Source organism: Bacteroidota bacterium (assembly GCA_016706255.1).
In the GTDB taxonomy this organism is placed as follows: Bacteria; Bacteroidota; Bacteroidia; order Chitinophagales; family BACL12; genus UBA7236.
The window spans coordinates 669,074-685,614 of sequence record JADJJZ010000029.1 but is presented as its reverse complement, the minus strand read 5'-3'; the positions used below and the strand labels follow the sequence as shown (position 1 = coordinate 685,614).

The following is a 16,541-nucleotide window of genomic DNA, read 5'->3' as shown; positions in this document are numbered from 1 at the left end:
GGTGTATGAATGTAGTATGGGTTTAGCAGTATTAATCTTTAATGCGCGACATTAAATCTTCCATTACCGGTTTTTTCAATGTGAATGTACTGCGTGACGACATATACCCGTTATGATATACTTTTACGGTATAAGTGCCGGCTTTAAATTCTTCTTCCTGTTCCCAGTATAAACAATGGCTTTCAACATCACCACCATCATAGTTAACGGTAACAGCTTTTGAAAACAGATTATCTTCCGGTTTTTCTTTATTTACAAATTCGCCGGAACCTTCATCATCATTAAATAATGTTTTTCCGGTTGGGCCAATAATTTTTACAAAAAATGTCTGGCTTTTTCCTGCCGATAATTTATTTGGTAATAAGTCGAAACATATTTTTAATCGGTCGGTATGTTTTGCATTTTGTCCTTCAGAATCATTTCCATTGCCTTTTTTGCGCACACCGGTTATGGAAATATCTTTACTCGAAATAAATCCGCCGATTTCTAAAATAGAATCTTTTGAAAAGGTTAAATCTTCTGATCTTGCAACTTCTTTTTCATACATGATTTGCAGTTCTTCATAATCTTCCTGCAATGCAAGATATTTGGCATTTAATTCATCCAGCTGCGCTTTGTAACTGGAGCAATCCACTTCCATCGAAACAACTTCTTCCTTTACCTCATCCAGTTTTTTCTGATTAGTGGTAACGCCACCGTTAAAGAAATTACAGGTTTTAAGTAAAGTAGCAATTTCATTACGTTTCGAATCAAGCTCTGCCTGGTAAACTGCAATGAGACTATCCTTTTGAGTGAAATCACCCATTTGGTCATCTAATTGTTGCTTTGCCTGTGCATACTGCACTTCCAGCTTGCTGTAAAGAATTTTTGCTTCTTCAATCTGCGTAGCACTCAGCTCCTGAGCTTCCTTGTTTTTAAAGGCATTAAAAAACAACCACCCATTTAAGCCAAGCAGCAGAAAGATGAGGATTAGGTACAGACCTCTCCCTCTGTTTTCAGACTTCTTTTCTTCATTCATACGTGAACCGGGTCAGTTTTTGACTTTCAGTGTGTCATACTACCTCACACTAAAACCTGACCTATACAAACTTCGTTTTTATCTATAGCGTACAAAAATCATCTAATGCACACTACTCACTGATTCTTAATGAATTATGTTGTACAACTCTTGTATCCACATACATGTACAAGGCGGGGCAAGAAAAGTCAACCCTTGATTTTATTGGGTTTCAGCCAATAGTAAGCAATGGGTACATTGGTTTTCCACTTGTTGTGTACATTTTTATTGGCAGCTGTTGATAACGTGTGGACATAGTGTGAATAAATCGCAAAAAGCCCACCGTAAAAGGGTGGTGGCAATAAAATTTGGATGAGGGGACGGATTTAGTCCTTTATCGTGCCAATCCGTTTTTGTTCCCATTCGGTCCAGGAATGCGCCTTATAATACTTCCGAATCATATCGGCATAAGCAGGTGTTTCTTTTAGTTTAGTTAGTGCATTTCTCGCCGGATTTGATAAACGGTGATTACCTGAAATTAATGCATTAAATAAGTTAGCTACTACCGTTTCATCGCAATAATTTAAACTCACCAGCGCATTAAATGCAGCATTTCTGGTGCGGAATTCATATCCATTTCCGGCAAAGGCAACTAGAGGGCTTATTTCCTGATTTTTATTTTCCCGGTTTGCTAACTCTAACCATGCAATAAGAATATTATTTGTGCTGCCAATTTGATTTGCAGTTAATTCAAGATATTTTTTAGTTTTTTCAGGATTTATTTTACTGAGTTTAACTAATGCTATTTCAACATTGGTGTAGTTACTATCTGCAAACATTGCGGGAACATCTTTTTCGATTGCTTTAGGAAGTGTTTGCAAATTAGAGATTACTGATCTACGCACTAATGCATCGTTATCGTGAAGTGCAGTTTTTAAAACTGCTATACTTGCTTTGTTATCGTCATTTGATAATTGCGTGATAATTTCTGTTTTAATACCATAAAATTTTTCTTTGTTATATAAGGCAATTAAATCGTCCCGTTTTTTATCAATCGGAATGTCGCGCATTAAAACTATTGCATCATAACGGTCAAGCATATTCGGCGCATTAAATGCCTGGTATTTTAATTCAGTATATTCTTTAATAAAATCAACTTTAGCATACACCATTGAATTAGGGTCAAATAATACAAATGTTACTTCCTTTTTATCCGGATTTTCAAATGTAATAGTGGTATTTGCTTCGCTAATCCAAACTAATTTATCTTCAAAACTGCCATCTAAATAATGCACCTGAATATGTACGGGCATTTTAAATAAATGAACAGTTTGTGAAGTTTTTTGAATTTGTTTTATGGTGATAATCGTAGCGGTTGTTGATTTATTATAACGCACATCAAATATGGGAAAACCTGCACGGTAAATCCATTCATCAAAAAACCATTCCACATTAATTCCCAGTGAACGCATAAATTGCATTTCGAAATCGTTGGACTCTACATTTTGATAAGGGTAGCGGGCAAGATAATCGTGTATTGCAATTTTAAACGCTTCATCACCTACAACATAACGCAACATATCCAATACAATACTTCCTTTTTGGTAAACCCGCGGAGAGCCTGAGCCGCTGTGGCCTACAGGCAATTCGTTTTTTGAGTCGGCATCAAATGCTGTGTTCATTTCTTCGCGGCGCTTCCAGTTGTAATAGTCATCTCCGCTAATTCGTTGTCTGAATTTTTTACTGTAGTAAGTAGCAAAACTTTCCTGCAACCAGTGGCTTGCACCGCTCCAAGCAGTAACGTAATCGCCAAACCACTGATGCGTTAATTCGTGCGTATTAATATCTACATAATTTTTATCAGGAAATGTTCTGGCATCCTGATAAAAGAAATCGGAATAAATTGTTGCGGTTGTATTTTCCATTGCACCATATAAAAATTCCTGAACAGGTACATTTGAATAGGTCGTCCATGGATAAGGTGTTCCGGTTTCTTCAACTAAAAAATCCATCATTTCAGCAGAATAACGATATGTTTCTTCAGCTATCTTTTTTGTTCCCGGATAATAATACTGTCGTGAAATAATTCCGTTTTTAGATGTGTAATCCAGGTAGTCATATTTCCCGATGGCAATCATTGTTAAGTATAATGCATGCGGATGTTGCATTTCATAATTCCATGTTTTGGTGCCATCATTATTTGCAGTAACATTTTTTAATTCACCATTTGAAATTACGGTATAAGCATTGTTAAATGTAATATGTAATGCGGTTATCAGTTTATCATTTAATCCATCATACGAAGGAATCCAAAAACGATTATCAACGCCTTGGCCCTGTGTCCAAATTTGTTTTCTGATGATGGTAGGATCCGTTTCACTATCTGTTACCGATGAATTCCATCCCACAAAATAAATTCCTTTTTTGGGTTGTGCATCATAAACAACAGTTAATTGATGTTGTGTATTGCGTAATAAAGGAGGATTGAAAAATACTGTTGTACCTGCGCTATCGGTTTTAAAACGCGTGTTGTTATTATCTAGCTGAATTTGTTGAATAACAATTCCGGGGCCATCTAAAAAAATAGAATCAACTTTTGGTTGTATAGGCTGAAAAAGGTATTTTGCAGTACCGGAAAGTTTGCCCTCTTCGGGCGTAAACTGCACATTTAAATCGAGTCGTATAAAATCAACATTATGCTCACGTATGGCAGCATCTTTATCTGCCTGATAACAATTTAGTTCGTTTGTTTGACTGTAGGAAAAAGTAACACATACTAAGAGTAGAAAACTAAGCGCAAATTTTGTCATCCTTAAAATTTTAAGCAGTAAAAATAGACCTCTGCTGCCTATACTCAAAATGTAATTGATTAAAGTCTTACTAAAATCTGTTAACGGCTACTTCTTTGTTTATGGCAGAACCATTAATAATGTGCTCAAACAACTGTTTGGCATAATATGGCGCAAGCGAAGTGCCCTTGGTTCCCAGGCCGTTCAGGACATACATATTCGCTATTTCAGGATGTTGCCCAACAACAGGCGTTCTGTCGCGAATTGAGGGGCGGACTGCAGCTTTGTGTGCTAAAAGGGTATAGGGCAATTTAAGTAATTGTTGAAGGCCGGTTTCTAATTCAGTTCTTCCTGCTTCAGTTGGTGTATTCGATAAATCGTTCCAGGTATTAGTAGCACCGACCCAAAATTTATTGTTACCTAAAGGGATTAAAATTATTCCTTTAATTATGATTTCATTTGTTTCAAAATTGGGAATTTCAATTATTAAACATTCACCTTTTGCAGGTTTAAATGCAATAAAATTAAACCATGGATTTTGTTGTGTAGCAACACCTTCACAAAAAACGATATTTTTATATAACTGGTTATTATAAATAAAATTGTTTGCACTTATTTTTAATGCATTATAATCAAAATTTCCATTAATTATTTTTTCTGCAACGCGGTTTTTAAATGCCGTAATTAATTCGGCGGTATTCAAACGAAATCCCGGTGAAACGCCAATGGCACCATAGCGGAAATCCAGATACCGTGCGTATTTTGACAGGTTAGGTGAAACATTAATATAAGGTGAAATGCTGGTTGATGATTGAATTTTAATCCATTCTTCAACTATGGATTCATTTTTATGAATTTTAATAATTGGATGTCGGTAAAAGAATTTCGTACCGGTAAAATTTTCCAATTCAGCATATGTTTGTTCAGCGAGGGGAATTAATGTTTCCATATTCCATTGCGTGGCAAATTTTCTACCTGTTACCGGATTAATTAAACCGGCTGCGACAGCAGTTGAACTGTTAAATAAAAACGGGTCTATTAAATGATAGGAATGTTGCTGCTTTTCTGCCTGCCAGGCAAAATTTATTCCGGCAATTCCGCCGCCAACAATTAGAAAATCAATCACAACACAAAATTAACAGGAAGTTTCGTAGCGCGTAACATTTCACGTTTTCCGGGCGGGCCGGGCAATTTTTCGACCATAAAGCCAATTTCCTGTAAGGTTCTTCGCACTGAGCCTTTAGCACAATAAGTTACTAAAACGCCACCGGGTTCCATATATTGAAAGAGCTTGTCAAAATTAGCTGCCTCCCACATTTCCGGCTGTGCACGTGGTCCAAAAGCGTCGAAATAGATAAGGTCGTAATGTTTATTGAGTTGAACGTTTTGCAGGGTTTCCTGTAATCTGGTAAAACTTAATTTGGTGCTTAAGGTTACCGGTTTACCGGCTTCCGCCTTGTGTATTTGTTCAAAGGTTTCCTTCGAACATTTAAACGCTGTTATACTGCCACCTAATGTGGTTATTATTTCATTGGTGATGGGAAATGGTTCAAGCGCATCGTAGGTTACCTGAACAGGAAGTGACTGAATAAAATCCAGCGTCAGTAAGAAATTACTTCCGGTTCCCAAACCAATTTCCAACACATGTATTGATTTTTTTTGTTCCAGGCGATAAGCTAATCCCGCATGAATAAATACATGCATTGATTCATTAAAAGCGCCATGTATGGAATGATAATGTTCATCCAGTTCGGGAACAAAAATGGTGGGTGAACCATCACCGGTTATTATTATTTCGCGTTTCATTTTAATTGATCGCGATTGGTAATATAATCATATTTAAATTCCGGTCCGGCTAATGCATTAAACGCAGTTTCAGCATCTTCATTGTCGTCATCATCTTCATCATCTTCCAAAATAATCGGTTCGGGCAAATCTACTTTTCTAAAATAAAATGCGCTGATACTTCCGCATAAAGCCCCCATTAGGTGGCCTTCCCAGGAGATGGTGAGGTCCATCGGTAAAACACCCCAAACAATACTGCCATATAAAAAAACAATAAATAACGAAAGGGCAATTGCCTGAATATTTTTTCGAAATACACCACTAAAAAATAAAAAAAATGCCATACCGTAAACTATTCCGCTTGCACCGATATGATAATTTTCACGACCTGTAGCCCATAATAATAATCCGCCACCTAAATAAATAAATAAAAATGCTTTGTAAGCGACTTTACGATAATTAAACAACATTAAAAATCCTAAAATCATAAACGGAAAAGTATTGGATAATAAATGTTGCCAGTCGCCGTGAATAAAAGGTGAAAATAAAATACCTTTTAATCCGGAAATATGTTTAGGCAAAACACCGTAGGTCGCCAAGTCGATTTCAGTAACAACTTCAAACAATTTTACTATCCACATTAGGGCTACTAAAACAGCAGGAACAAAAATGCTTACAAAAAGTAATCGTTTTTCCTCATCAGGCTCCAGTCGGGGCTGATTGTTTCTCGAATTGATGTTTACGTACGAAAAAAGTGCCATTACCTCAAACAATCGTTTACAAACGAAAATAGTTCGTTTTGCAAACTAACTGTTTTATTCTGGTTATACCAATTTTGAAGGGCAAGTACATAGTCGTCGTGTGGTATATTATTCAATTTGGCATCGTCTACAATTTTTTGTGCTTCAGCCGGACGAGGACCCCAACTGCCTAATTCTTCGCCTGTATTGGCGTCCAGACATATTAATTTGGGAATTGACCGTGTACCTCTGAACAAGTATCTGTCAATTAATTCGATATTTTCATCGCGTAATACCAGTTTTAGGGGTATTTGCAGTTTTTCGGCAATTTTATGAATTACAGGTGCTATTTGGGCGCCGTCGCCACACCAGGTTTCTGTAATCAGCATCCACTCAAAATTAGCAATCAGGCTAGTATCTACATCATTCCATATTGGCAGTAACTGAACCGTTTTGTTTAATCGGTTTAGGCGTTGTAAATTGAGTTTAGTTGCCTGAATCCTTTCCTCACTTTTTACCGGACCAGTAGTATTGTTATCTGCAACCATTTCGGCTGTAAGATTGTAAAAAGCTGTAAAACTCAATGCATGTTCCTCCGCGTGCTGTAAAACAGCATCTGTAAGCAAATGATTAATGGTCATATCAATAGTATTAGTGAATTAACATGTCAAAGGTTGCAATAGTTCTGTTATTACACAGTGATAATTATCACCCAATCTGATAAAAATTACCGGGCAGGGGATTAAGTACTTAACTAAATCAAAAAACTCCTTATTTTTGGGAGATGCAGCCGTCTAAAGTCTTTAAATACCTTGCGGGTTATAGTATTCCCTTAACGGCTTTTTTGTCGATTTATCTACATGGACCATATTCATTTTTGACACCGGTATTTGCATTTGGATTTTTACCTTTTATTGAATTAATAATTCCGGTAAATAAAAAGAACTTAAGTGTTGTTGAAGAGGAGTTGGCAAAAAATGATAAAATATATGACTGGATTTTATACTTACACGTGCCTGTGCAATATGGTATTTTAAGTTACTTTCTATATACAATTACTAATGTTCAGCTTGCAGGATATGAAATTGCAGGATTAATTTTAAGTATGGGCACTTGCTGTGGTGTTATAGGTATTAATGTTGCACACGAACTTGGACACCGCAAGGCGAAATCTGCGCAATTTTTAGCTAAAATGTTATTACTTACCTCGCTATATATGCATTTTATTATTGAGCATAATAAAGGTCATCATAAAAATGTTTCTACCGAAGCGGATCCTTCTTCAGCTAGGTTAAACGAACCTCTTTATTTATTTTATTTCCGCACCATATTCGGTACAATGCGTTCTGCATGGGAAATACAGCTAAAGGAATTACATCAGGATAAAAAATCTTTTTTTAGTTTGCAAAATGAAATGCTGATTTTTCAATTTGTACAAATTTTATTTTTAATACTTATATTTTTCATTTTTAATTTAAAGGCGTTAATTTGTTTTATTCCTGCAGCGTTTGTTGGTATTTTATTATTGGAAGCTGTAAATTACATTGAACACTACGGATTGCGAAGAAATAAAACCGCCAACAATATGTATGAGCGTGTGCAACCCTGGCATAGTTGGAACTCTGATCATGTAATTGGAAGGGTGGTATTATATGAATTAACGCGGCACTCTGACCATCATTATTCGGCATCTCGTAAATATCAAATTTTGCGACACAGTGATGAAGCACCTCAGTTGCCGGCCGGTTATCCTGCAATGATTTTATTAGCATTAATTCCGCCGGTATATTTCAAAATTATGAATCCAATGATTTCTAAAATTCAACAACAATAATCCAATGATTGTAATAGGCATAGGTGGTGGTTCAGGTTCCGGAAAAACAACATTTGTCAACCGGTTGGTAAATAGCTTGTCACCCGACTCGGTTGCGCTGATATCTCAGGATGCCTACTACAAACATAATCCAAACATACCTGAAGCTGAGCGCAAATTGATGAATTACGATCATCCTGATGCTATTGAATGGGAATTATTATGTAATCATATTATAACACTTCAAAGTGGAACGCCTGTTCAGCAACCTGTTTACAGTATGCTGAATTGTTTAAGGTCATCAGAAACAAAAAAAATTGCACCAAATAAGGTGTTGATTGTAGAAGGAATTCTTATTTTGACGCAACCTGAGATACGTGATTTAATGTCTATTAAAATATTTATTGATGCTGATGCCGATCACCGTTTAATGCGCGTGGTAAAACGCGACATGGAAGAACGTGGCCGGGATGTGGAGCAGGTAATGACGCGATATTTAAATACGGTTCGCCCCATGCATGAACAATTTATTGAACCTTCAAAAAAATTTGCTGATATCATTGTTCCGGTGGGAGGTGATAATCATGTTGCCATAGATTTACTGAGTCAGTACATTGCAAAACAATTAATTTATTCCGACTAATTTTTATATTTTAATATAACACATAATACCATGAAAAAAACAAGTCTCATTTTTGCACTCATCTTCCCGCTGAGTTTATTTGCACAAAGGTATCCGACAGGTAAGGGCACTTTCCGAACAGGGGGAGGTGGTAATTACAGTCAATCTGACAAAGGCGAATACACGGTTTACAAATTACAAGTTACACCGCGTTTGGGTTATTTTTTAACGGATGAAATAATGTTGGGGTTCCAAATGAACTACATCATGACACTGGATACCAATTTTACTTCTGCAATGAAATTCACACCACAGTTTAAATATTTTTATACCTTAAATCCGCATTGGTTTTTAATTGGTAATGTGGAATTTGGAGTTGATCGCACAACAGTTTTTGCAGACCCAAAAACAATTACCGATCATTCAAGTGTATCGTTTGGCCCGGGTGTATCTTATTTTTTTACAAGAAGAATCGGCTTTGAGGTAAACTTTATGTATCAGGCTTATATCAACCCTGATGATAGTTATACCAACCGGTTTTTAGCAGAAGGCGGGGTTGTATTTAATTTATTAAATAAAGCTGAACGCGATAAATTATTGCGTAAATCTAAAGGTGTTAAATATGATGAAAACGATGACGATTAATTAACTATTAATTGGCATGCATACCGCCGAATTGTTTTGCAAAAGCATACAATAATCGTACACCAACACCACTGGCTCCTTTTAATTTATAAGGTTCATCATCTTTTAAGATGGCAGGCCCTGCTATGTCGAGATGTAACCACGGGTAATCCGTAAAATGTTCAAGAAATTTACCTGCTGTTGCACTTCCGCCAATGGCACCACCTATATTTTTTAAATCGGCAATATCACTTTTCAGCATATCAGCATATTCTTTCCAATATGGAATTTCCCATAACCGTTCGAATGTAATTGCACCGCAATTAATTAATTCGCTGCGATATTTTGTATCTGTGCCCATCATTGCTGAGCCTAATGCGCCCGTAATTGCTGCAGCAGCCCCTGTTAATGTGGCTAAATCAATTACTAATTCGGGCTGATATTTTTTAGCATAACTTAATGCATCACCCAAAATTAAACGACCTTCAGCATCGGTATTTAATACTTCAACAGTTGCTCCACTATGCATGGTAATGATATCATCAGGTACCAGTGCATCAGAATTAATCCGATTGTCAGTTGATGGAATTAATCCGACACAATAAATAGGTAATTTATTTTTTACGATAGCATAAAAAGCACCGATAACAGCAGCCGCTCCGCACATATCCATTTTCATGCCCGGCATGCCCGGTCCTGTTTTAATACTATAACCACCTGTATCGTAAGTAACACCTTTTCCAATGAAAACGAGCGGTTTTAAATTTTTAGCACCTTCAGGTTTATATTCCAAAATTGAAAAAGTAGGAGGTACAGAACTACCGGCATTTACACCAAGTAATCCGCCCATGCGCAATGCTTCAATTTGTGTTTTGTTTAAAATTTCGGCTTTAAACCCAATATTGTGACTCATTTCCAATACGGCCTCACCTAATTGAACAGAATTAAGCGATACAACCGGTTCATTACCTAAATCACGTGCTATTTTATTTGCTTCAACTACAATTTCTAATTCTGCAATTTCATTTGCAGTAATTTCTTTATCTAAAACCGTAATATTGGTAAGCGCGTTAAACTTTTTATCGCTCTTATATTTAATGAACTGATAATTTGCTAAAGCAACGCCTTCTGTGAACGACAACATCTCTTCTTTACTTACCGAATCACCTGAACGTAAAATAACAACCTGACTACTTTTTTCGTAGTTAATACGTTTGCAGATATGTCCACCCTTAATGCGGGCTTCTTCCATCATAACACCTAAGTCTCCGGTTGTATTTTCACGCAAAACAACAACAGTAATAACACGTCCGGATTCATAAAATACCGTTACGCCATTGTCTTTATCGCCAATTTTTTGAGATAGAATTTTTTGATAAGGAACAAGTAATTCGTGCCCAAGGTCATTTTGATTTTTCACCAAAATTGTGATAAATGAAGCCTTGCTTACCTCTGTCACCGCTAATGTTATTGTCATCTCTTACCTGGAGTATAGTTGTGTAAAAAAGGCAAATTTACGCCATTTGGCCCTGAAATCTGTAATTTATTTGGGATAATGTGACAAGGTAAAAGTAGGTTTTATGGCTTTTGAATCATTGTAAAACCTTGATTTACAGCATGTCGTGTAATAAACCCTGAGAGAATTCGTTGCACATCAGGTGTATCCGGCCTCCATTTTATGGTATCTATCAATGAATCCGGTTCGCCATTATACCAGGAAGCTTCAAAAAAGCCGAAACCAAGATAATGCCCTTTGTTTACATAAATCACGCTCTGTTCGTTTTCCATGCGTCCCTTTCCAATTAAAAAATAGGAATGTCCATCATCACTAAATGATTGTATGGCATCCGCTATTCGGGAATTATAACTTTCAACAGCCTCCTGATGAACACAGGCACCTAAACAAATTCCGAGTTCATAATTATAACATGCTTTAGTTACTTTTTGCAGATGGCAATATTTTGCGCATAACTGATAAGCATGCATTTTTTCGTTCAGATAATTTCTGGCCGATAAAAAATCAGAAAAAACTTTAAGCACTTCTTTTTTTACATTATATCGCTCTATCGCAAGGTGAATATAACCCTTTTGGTCAGTGTATTTAAAAATACAATAATTGCGGTCCCATTGCTTTTGTGCATTATTAAATTTAGGAAACTTTCGTTTAATTTCTTCACTTTCCAGCAATAAGGCAATTAATTCATTTCCGGTAAGTTCATAAGTAATATCAAATACAGAATTACGCAAATCATTTTCTTTACCATGATAGTCAGCATACGTAAAATGGCCAAAAATGCGACTGCGGATATTTATTGCTTTTCCTACATAAATTATTTTTCCGGCTTTATCGTGGAAATAATATACACCGCAGGCTTCAGGCAATTGCTCCAACACAGCCTTGTCCATATTCGGCGGTAAATGTTGCTCTTTTGAATTGCGTTTTAATGCAGTATTGATATGGTTGCCGTTATCGTTTTTAAGCAGCATCGTAAATATTTCGGCAGTTGCCAGTGCATCACCCTGCGCACGATGCCTATTTTTTATTGACACCCCCAGCGACTCACTTAATCTCCCCAAACTATAACTTTTAAAGCCCGGAAAAATTTTCCTGCTTAAACGAACGGTGCATATTTTTTTACTTTTTAAATCATACCCCGAATCCATTAAATGTGATTTTAAAAAACCATAATCAAATCCTGCGTTATGAGCTACAAAAATTTTATCATGCAGCATACTGAAAATTTCATCGGCTACATCTTTAAATTCCGGTGCATCAGCTACCATTTCGTTGGTAATACCGGTCATTTGCGTAATAAAAGGCGGGATTTCGGTATTTGGGTTAATAAGTGAATGCCATTCATCCACAACCTTTTCGCCATTATGGACATAAATGGCGACTTCTGTAATACAATTGTATCCGGCGTTGGTTCCGGTTGTTTCTATATCTACAATGGCATACATGTTTCAAAATTATTCATAATGTTTTAGACATTTCCTTTTTTTGCAAATGAAATTTATTCACATTAATTTGTTTGCCTGATAAAAGGCTGAACCTAAAAGATATGCACTGTTTTGAACTTTTGGCAGGTATCATTAACTTGCAGCATGTTTAAGCCGGTTATCAATTTTTTTAAACTCCTGTATACTATTTATACGGCAATAGTTTTTGTTGCATTAGTGCTCATTACGCTGCCATTTTTTTTCATTTTTTCTTCATTGTTTAAAGATAAGTCATTGATTTACGTAATGACCTTGTGTCGAATTATTTCTTTTGGGTTGATGGCATTTTGTGGAATTATTTATCGTTTTCACCGCGATAAGTCAATAGATCGTAAGCGCACATATGTATTAATTGCCAACCATCGCTCTAACCTGGATGCGCCGGTTGCGGCTTATTGCTGGCCGGGAAAAGTGCGTTATCTTGCAAAAAAAGAGTTACTTAAAATTCCGTTGTTATCCGCAATATTTTCTGTAACTACAGTTAATGTTGACCGCAGCAGCCGCGAAGATCGTCGCAAAAGTGTCGACCGCTTAAAAAGGTATTTAAATGAAGGCGATAATATTTTCATTTTTCCTGAAGGCACACGTAACAAAACTGATGATCAGGCGCTCATCGATTTTAAAGATGGCGCATTTAATATTGCTATTCAAACACAAACACCAATTCTCCCTATGATTTACATCAATACCGATGTGCTCATGCCAAACAAATTACCATTGATGCGTCCGGGAATTATTGATATATACCAGTTTGCCCCTTTCGAAGTTACCGGCTTAACCGAAGCTGATGTACCAATGCTCAAAACGAAGATTAGAGATTTTATGTACACACAATATGAGCAATTGCGTAAAAAATAGGTTTGTAATTACTGTGTAAAAATTCTTGTTTCAGGCCACTTACAAATTGCTTTTAGTATATTTGTAATGCTTACATTTCCCGGTCAGATATAATTTGACTCATTTTCTACTATGCCTGTACAACCTTCGTTTGATACCTGGACGATAATATTTTTATTAGCAGCACTGCACGGAATTGCAATAGCGGGTTTATTGTTTATTAATAAAAATGGTGTACTTTCTGCAAATAAAACCCTCGGGTGGATTATTCTGCTGTTTGCCGTTAGTATGATATATTATGTTACGTACTGGACGGGTTATGCACAAAAATATCCGTGGTTAAATCATTGGACAGATGCAGTTACGTTTTTATATGGGCCATTGATGTATAAGTATTTATTGCATTTTAATGAGGAAAAACCTAAATTTAATTTACATAAACACTTAATTCCTTTTTATGTTTTTAGCTTATTCAATATCCCTTTTCTAATAAGAGATATTTTTGATAAACCGTTATGGTTAAGAAATTATTTTTTCATGCCGCTTAAAGATTACTTTGAGCCAATAATTTACACATTTATTGTTTTACAATGTTTAAGTTTATGTTTATATGGCATCTTTATTATTATTTATCTGATAAAAGAACGGGCTAAACAAAATCGGTTTGTTTTGAAAGAAGAAATTGCCAAACAACGCTGGCTTAACCGGATGGGAATTTTTTACTGCATATTTTCCGTAGCCAATATCACGTATTGGATTTTAGTTTTTACCGGATTACTCAATATTAGTTACGATTATGGTATATCGGTTATAATGACCATTTTTATTTATTGGGTGGGATATAAAGGATTTAAACAACCTGTGATTGTCAACGAAATAATTGTAATTCAGCAGCCACCCATATCTGAACCCCAAATAAGTGTGCCAACCATACCACTAAATGTGGTTGTTAACGAGGTTCAGCCCTCACCTAAAAAGTATCGTAACTCGGCACTTAAAATTGAAGATGCGATACTGTATAAAAACAGCCTACTTGAATTAATGGAAACAAAACAAGTATGGAAAGATGATGGATTAAAAATTCAACAAGTAGCGGAAACAATTGGAATATCTACGCATCATTTGTCGCAAATATTAAATGAACTTTGTGGGCAAACATGGGCCGATTTTATTACAACCTACAGGATTGAATTTGCAAAAACGCTGCTCAGCGATCCTAACTTCAATGGAAAAATCATTGCCGTGGGTTTTGATTGTGGTTTTTCTAACAAATCTACTTTTAATACAGCCTTTAAAAAGGCTACAGGCCAAACACCATCTACATTCCGTCAGCAACAGCTCACACGGAAAACGGGTTAAATAAATCGGGTTCAATCCTATCGGACAGCACCCTTTTTGATTTTTTGCACGGCATTTTTGCAAAAAAAATGTTATGAAATCAATTCTTTTACTCAGCTTTTTTACTGTGCAACTCATGGTTGCTAACGGTCAGATATTTACAAAAAATGAAGATGCAACCGACGACCTGGTTGCGGCAGGAAATGCACCGGAAAATGCATATTCGGGTTGTGCCTGGATAGATTATGATAATGATGGTAATCTTGATTTGTTTTGGGTGCGTAGTGGATTATACCACAATAACGGCGCAGGTAAATTTGAATTAATTACGAACAGCCACATGCGCACGGATGCCGGATTCGGAACCACTTGGGCCGATTTTAATAATGATGGATTTATAGATGGTTTAGTTACCGGCGGAAATTCACGAGGCTCATCACTGCACATGAATAACGGAGATGGAACTTTTACTAAAGTTACAACAACCGTGTTAAACGATTCGCTGGCATTACGCGGTTGGGGTGCAGCATTTGGCGATTTCGACAATAATGCATTTGTTGATTTTATTATTGCAGCACCATTTGGATTTGCAGGTGTTACAGATGGGAATAAATTACTGGTAAATAATGCAGATGGTACTTTTTATCGTTTAGATACCAGTATTATTTGTCAGGGCACTGCACCATATACAATACCAACTTGGAGCGATTATGATAATGATGGTGATATAGATTGTTTTATTGGGAGTGGTCCTGCGAATGGAACAGTTGCAAAAGATTATTTATTTAAAAATCAATTAAAAGAAACAGGTATTCCGAATTATTTTACCAAAATAACAACAGCACCAATTGGTACTGATTTACTCGATGGGCAAATATGGAATTGGATAGATTATGATAATGATGGTGATCTTGATGCTTATGTAACGAATTATATTGGAACATCCGGTACTGGCATGCCTAATAACTTATATAGAAATGATGATGGTTTATTTGTAAAGATGACATCCGCGGAAGTTGGTCCAATTGTGTCCGATAATGATGCTTCACTGGCTTCTGTTTGGGAAGATTTTGATAACGACGGCGATTTAGATTGTTTTGTAACCAACGACGGAATTACTGAATGCAAATATTACGAAAATAATAATGGCGTATTTACGGATATTAATTCGGAGCCGGTTACAGATATTACTGCTGCATTTTATGGTGCAGCAGCAGGCGATTACGATAGGGATGGTGATGTAGATTTATTTGTTGTTGGAACAGCAGGAGGTAAGGCATTATACAATAATAATTCTGCAACTAATGGCAATAACTGGATGCAAATAAAATTAACCGGAACAGGAAGTTTAATTTTAAATGGTTCAAATCGTTCTGCAATTGGTGCAATAGTTCGGGTAAAGGCAATTATTGATGGAAATGTAGTTTGGCAAATGCGTGAAATTAGTGCACAAAATTCATTTAACAGTATGAATTCATTGGATGCTGAATTTGGTTTGGGTGATGCTTCAATAATTGATTCCATCATAATTACATGGCCATCAGGAATTGTTGATTCCTGTACTGCATTACCGGTAAATCAGTTTTATACGATTACTGAAGGAAATTGTCCGGAGGCTGTTAAAATAAATCAGCCGGAAATGATAGTTCAAAATTTGATGATTATTCCAAATCCGGCTCAAGATGTAATTCAAGTTGACTTAAATGTTATTCATGCCGGAAACGGAGTTATACGTGTTACAGATACTGCAGGCAAAACTGTTTTAGAACAAAACACAGGGAATTTAGCTTCGGGACAACAATCCGTATTCGTAAAAATAAATTTATTACCACAAGGTATTTATACCTGCTCAATTATATTGGATGGTCAAACGATTTCAGCAACATTCACAAAATACTGATCCGGAAGGATTGTAAGCAGAGGGCCCGTTCTTGAGAAGGCGGGCCTTCATTTTTTGTATTGTGGACAAACATTTTGCTGTTACCAAAATAATATT

The 16,541-nt window shown here is 36.2% G+C and carries 14 protein-coding genes; 6 read left to right on the top strand and 8 right to left on the bottom strand.

What is annotated here, in order from left to right; all coding sequences use genetic code 11:
• Nucleotides 1-31 precede the first annotated feature (31 nt).
• From IPI65_20920 to IPI65_20895, 6 genes are all read right to left on the bottom strand, one after another.
• Complete coding sequence (locus IPI65_20920) at nucleotides 32-1,018, bottom strand: hypothetical protein (GenBank protein MBK7443894.1); 987 nt, start codon at nucleotides 1,016-1,018, stop codon at nucleotides 32-34.
• A 365-nt stretch (nucleotides 1,019-1,383) separates the two neighbouring features.
• Nucleotides 1,384-3,807 (bottom strand): hypothetical protein, encoded by a 2,424-nt coding sequence (locus tag IPI65_20915; protein MBK7443893.1) that lies wholly within the window; start codon nucleotides 3,805-3,807, stop codon nucleotides 1,384-1,386.
• Nucleotides 3,808-3,877: 70 nt separating this feature from the next.
• Nucleotides 3,878-4,912 carry an FAD-binding oxidoreductase gene (locus tag IPI65_20910; GenBank protein ID MBK7443892.1) on the bottom strand — a complete coding sequence of 345 codons (1,035 nt, stop codon included), beginning with the start codon at nucleotides 4,910-4,912 and terminating at the stop codon, nucleotides 3,878-3,880.
• Complete coding sequence (gene mnmD, locus IPI65_20905; protein MBK7443891.1) at nucleotides 4,909-5,592, bottom strand: tRNA (5-methylaminomethyl-2-thiouridine)(34)-methyltransferase MnmD; 684 nt, start codon at nucleotides 5,590-5,592, stop codon at nucleotides 4,909-4,911. The genes IPI65_20910 and mnmD overlap by 4 nt, the downstream gene beginning before the upstream one ends.
• Nucleotides 5,589-6,332 carry a rhomboid family intramembrane serine protease gene (locus tag IPI65_20900; GenBank protein ID MBK7443890.1) on the bottom strand — a complete coding sequence of 248 codons (744 nt, stop codon included), beginning with the start codon at nucleotides 6,330-6,332 and terminating at the stop codon, nucleotides 5,589-5,591. The genes mnmD and IPI65_20900 overlap by 4 nt, the downstream gene beginning before the upstream one ends.
• A complete protein-coding gene (locus tag IPI65_20895) occupies nucleotides 6,332-6,952 on the bottom strand; it encodes a thioredoxin family protein (protein MBK7443889.1) in 621 nt (206 codons plus the stop codon). Before IPI65_20895 ends, IPI65_20900 begins: the two co-directional genes overlap by 1 nt.
• Before the next feature lie 143 nt (nucleotides 6,953-7,095).
• Here IPI65_20895 and IPI65_20890 point away from each other — a divergent pair, with 143 nt between their 5' ends.
• Genes IPI65_20890 through IPI65_20880 form a run of 3 tightly spaced genes read left to right on the top strand, consistent with a single transcriptional unit; the run spans nucleotide 7,096 to nucleotide 9,391 of the window.
• The gene (locus IPI65_20890) at nucleotides 7,096-8,145 is read left to right on the top strand and encodes an alkane 1-monooxygenase (GenBank protein MBK7443888.1); all 1,050 of its coding nucleotides are present in this window, start codon (nucleotides 7,096-7,098) and stop codon (nucleotides 8,143-8,145) included.
• Between the two features lie 4 nt (nucleotides 8,146-8,149).
• A complete protein-coding gene (gene udk, locus IPI65_20885; GenBank protein ID MBK7443887.1) occupies nucleotides 8,150-8,767 on the top strand; it encodes a uridine kinase in 618 nt (205 codons plus the stop codon).
• Nucleotides 8,768-8,797: 30 nt separating this feature from the next.
• On the top strand, nucleotides 8,798-9,391 hold the full coding sequence (locus IPI65_20880) for an outer membrane beta-barrel protein (GenBank protein ID MBK7443886.1): 594 nt from the start codon (nucleotides 8,798-8,800) through the stop codon (nucleotides 9,389-9,391).
• A gap of 7 nt (nucleotides 9,392-9,398) precedes the next feature.
• On the opposite strand, the gene IPI65_20875 is transcribed toward IPI65_20880, so the two are convergent.
• Both IPI65_20875 and IPI65_20870 read right to left on the bottom strand, forming a co-directional pair.
• Entirely contained in the window at nucleotides 9,399-10,847 is a 1,449-nt protein-coding gene (locus IPI65_20875) for a peptidase M17 (protein ID MBK7443885.1), read from the bottom strand.
• Nucleotides 10,848-10,948: 101 nt separating this feature from the next.
• Entirely contained in the window at nucleotides 10,949-12,331 is a 1,383-nt protein-coding gene (locus IPI65_20870) for a DNA polymerase III subunit epsilon (protein MBK7443884.1), read from the bottom strand.
• Between the two features lie 144 nt (nucleotides 12,332-12,475).
• On the opposite strand from IPI65_20870, the gene IPI65_20865 reads away from it, so the two are divergent.
• From IPI65_20865 to IPI65_20855, 3 genes are all read left to right on the top strand, one after another.
• Entirely contained in the window at nucleotides 12,476-13,228 is a 753-nt protein-coding gene (locus IPI65_20865; protein ID MBK7443883.1) for a 1-acyl-sn-glycerol-3-phosphate acyltransferase, read from the top strand.
• Between the two features lie 111 nt (nucleotides 13,229-13,339).
• On the top strand, nucleotides 13,340-14,566 hold the full coding sequence (locus IPI65_20860) for a helix-turn-helix transcriptional regulator (GenBank protein ID MBK7443882.1): 1,227 nt from the start codon (nucleotides 13,340-13,342) through the stop codon (nucleotides 14,564-14,566).
• Between the two features lie 73 nt (nucleotides 14,567-14,639).
• Nucleotides 14,640-16,445 (top strand): VCBS repeat-containing protein, encoded by a 1,806-nt coding sequence (locus IPI65_20855; protein ID MBK7443881.1) that lies wholly within the window; start codon nucleotides 14,640-14,642, stop codon nucleotides 16,443-16,445.
• Nucleotides 16,446-16,541 lie beyond the last annotated feature (96 nt).

Coding starts and splice junctions, on each gene's coding strand:
- IPI65_20920 (MBK7443894.1), bottom strand. CDS start 1,018: ATGAATGAAGAAAAGAAGTCTGAAAACAGAGGGAGAGGTCTGTACCTA.
- IPI65_20915 (MBK7443893.1), bottom strand. CDS start 3,807: ATGACAAAATTTGCGCTTAGTTTTCTACTCTTAGTATGTGTTACTTTT.
- mnmD (MBK7443891.1), bottom strand. CDS start 5,592: ATGAAACGCGAAATAATAATAACCGGTGATGGTTCACCCACCATTTTT.
- IPI65_20900 (MBK7443890.1), bottom strand. CDS start 6,332: ATGGCACTTTTTTCGTACGTAAACATCAATTCGAGAAACAATCAGCCC.
- IPI65_20895 (MBK7443889.1), bottom strand. CDS start 6,952: ATGACCATTAATCATTTGCTTACAGATGCTGTTTTACAGCACGCGGAG.
- IPI65_20890 (MBK7443888.1), top strand. CDS start 7,096: ATGCAGCCGTCTAAAGTCTTTAAATACCTTGCGGGTTATAGTATTCCC.
- udk (MBK7443887.1), top strand. CDS start 8,150: ATGATTGTAATAGGCATAGGTGGTGGTTCAGGTTCCGGAAAAACAACA.
- IPI65_20880 (MBK7443886.1), top strand. CDS start 8,798: ATGAAAAAAACAAGTCTCATTTTTGCACTCATCTTCCCGCTGAGTTTA.
- IPI65_20875 (MBK7443885.1), bottom strand. CDS start 10,847: ATGACAATAACATTAGCGGTGACAGAGGTAAGCAAGGCTTCATTTATC.
- IPI65_20870 (MBK7443884.1), bottom strand. CDS start 12,331: ATGTATGCCATTGTAGATATAGAAACAACCGGAACCAACGCCGGATAC.
- IPI65_20865 (MBK7443883.1), top strand. CDS start 12,476: ATGTTTAAGCCGGTTATCAATTTTTTTAAACTCCTGTATACTATTTAT.
- IPI65_20860 (MBK7443882.1), top strand. CDS start 13,340: ATGCCTGTACAACCTTCGTTTGATACCTGGACGATAATATTTTTATTA.
- IPI65_20855 (MBK7443881.1), top strand. CDS start 14,640: ATGAAATCAATTCTTTTACTCAGCTTTTTTACTGTGCAACTCATGGTT.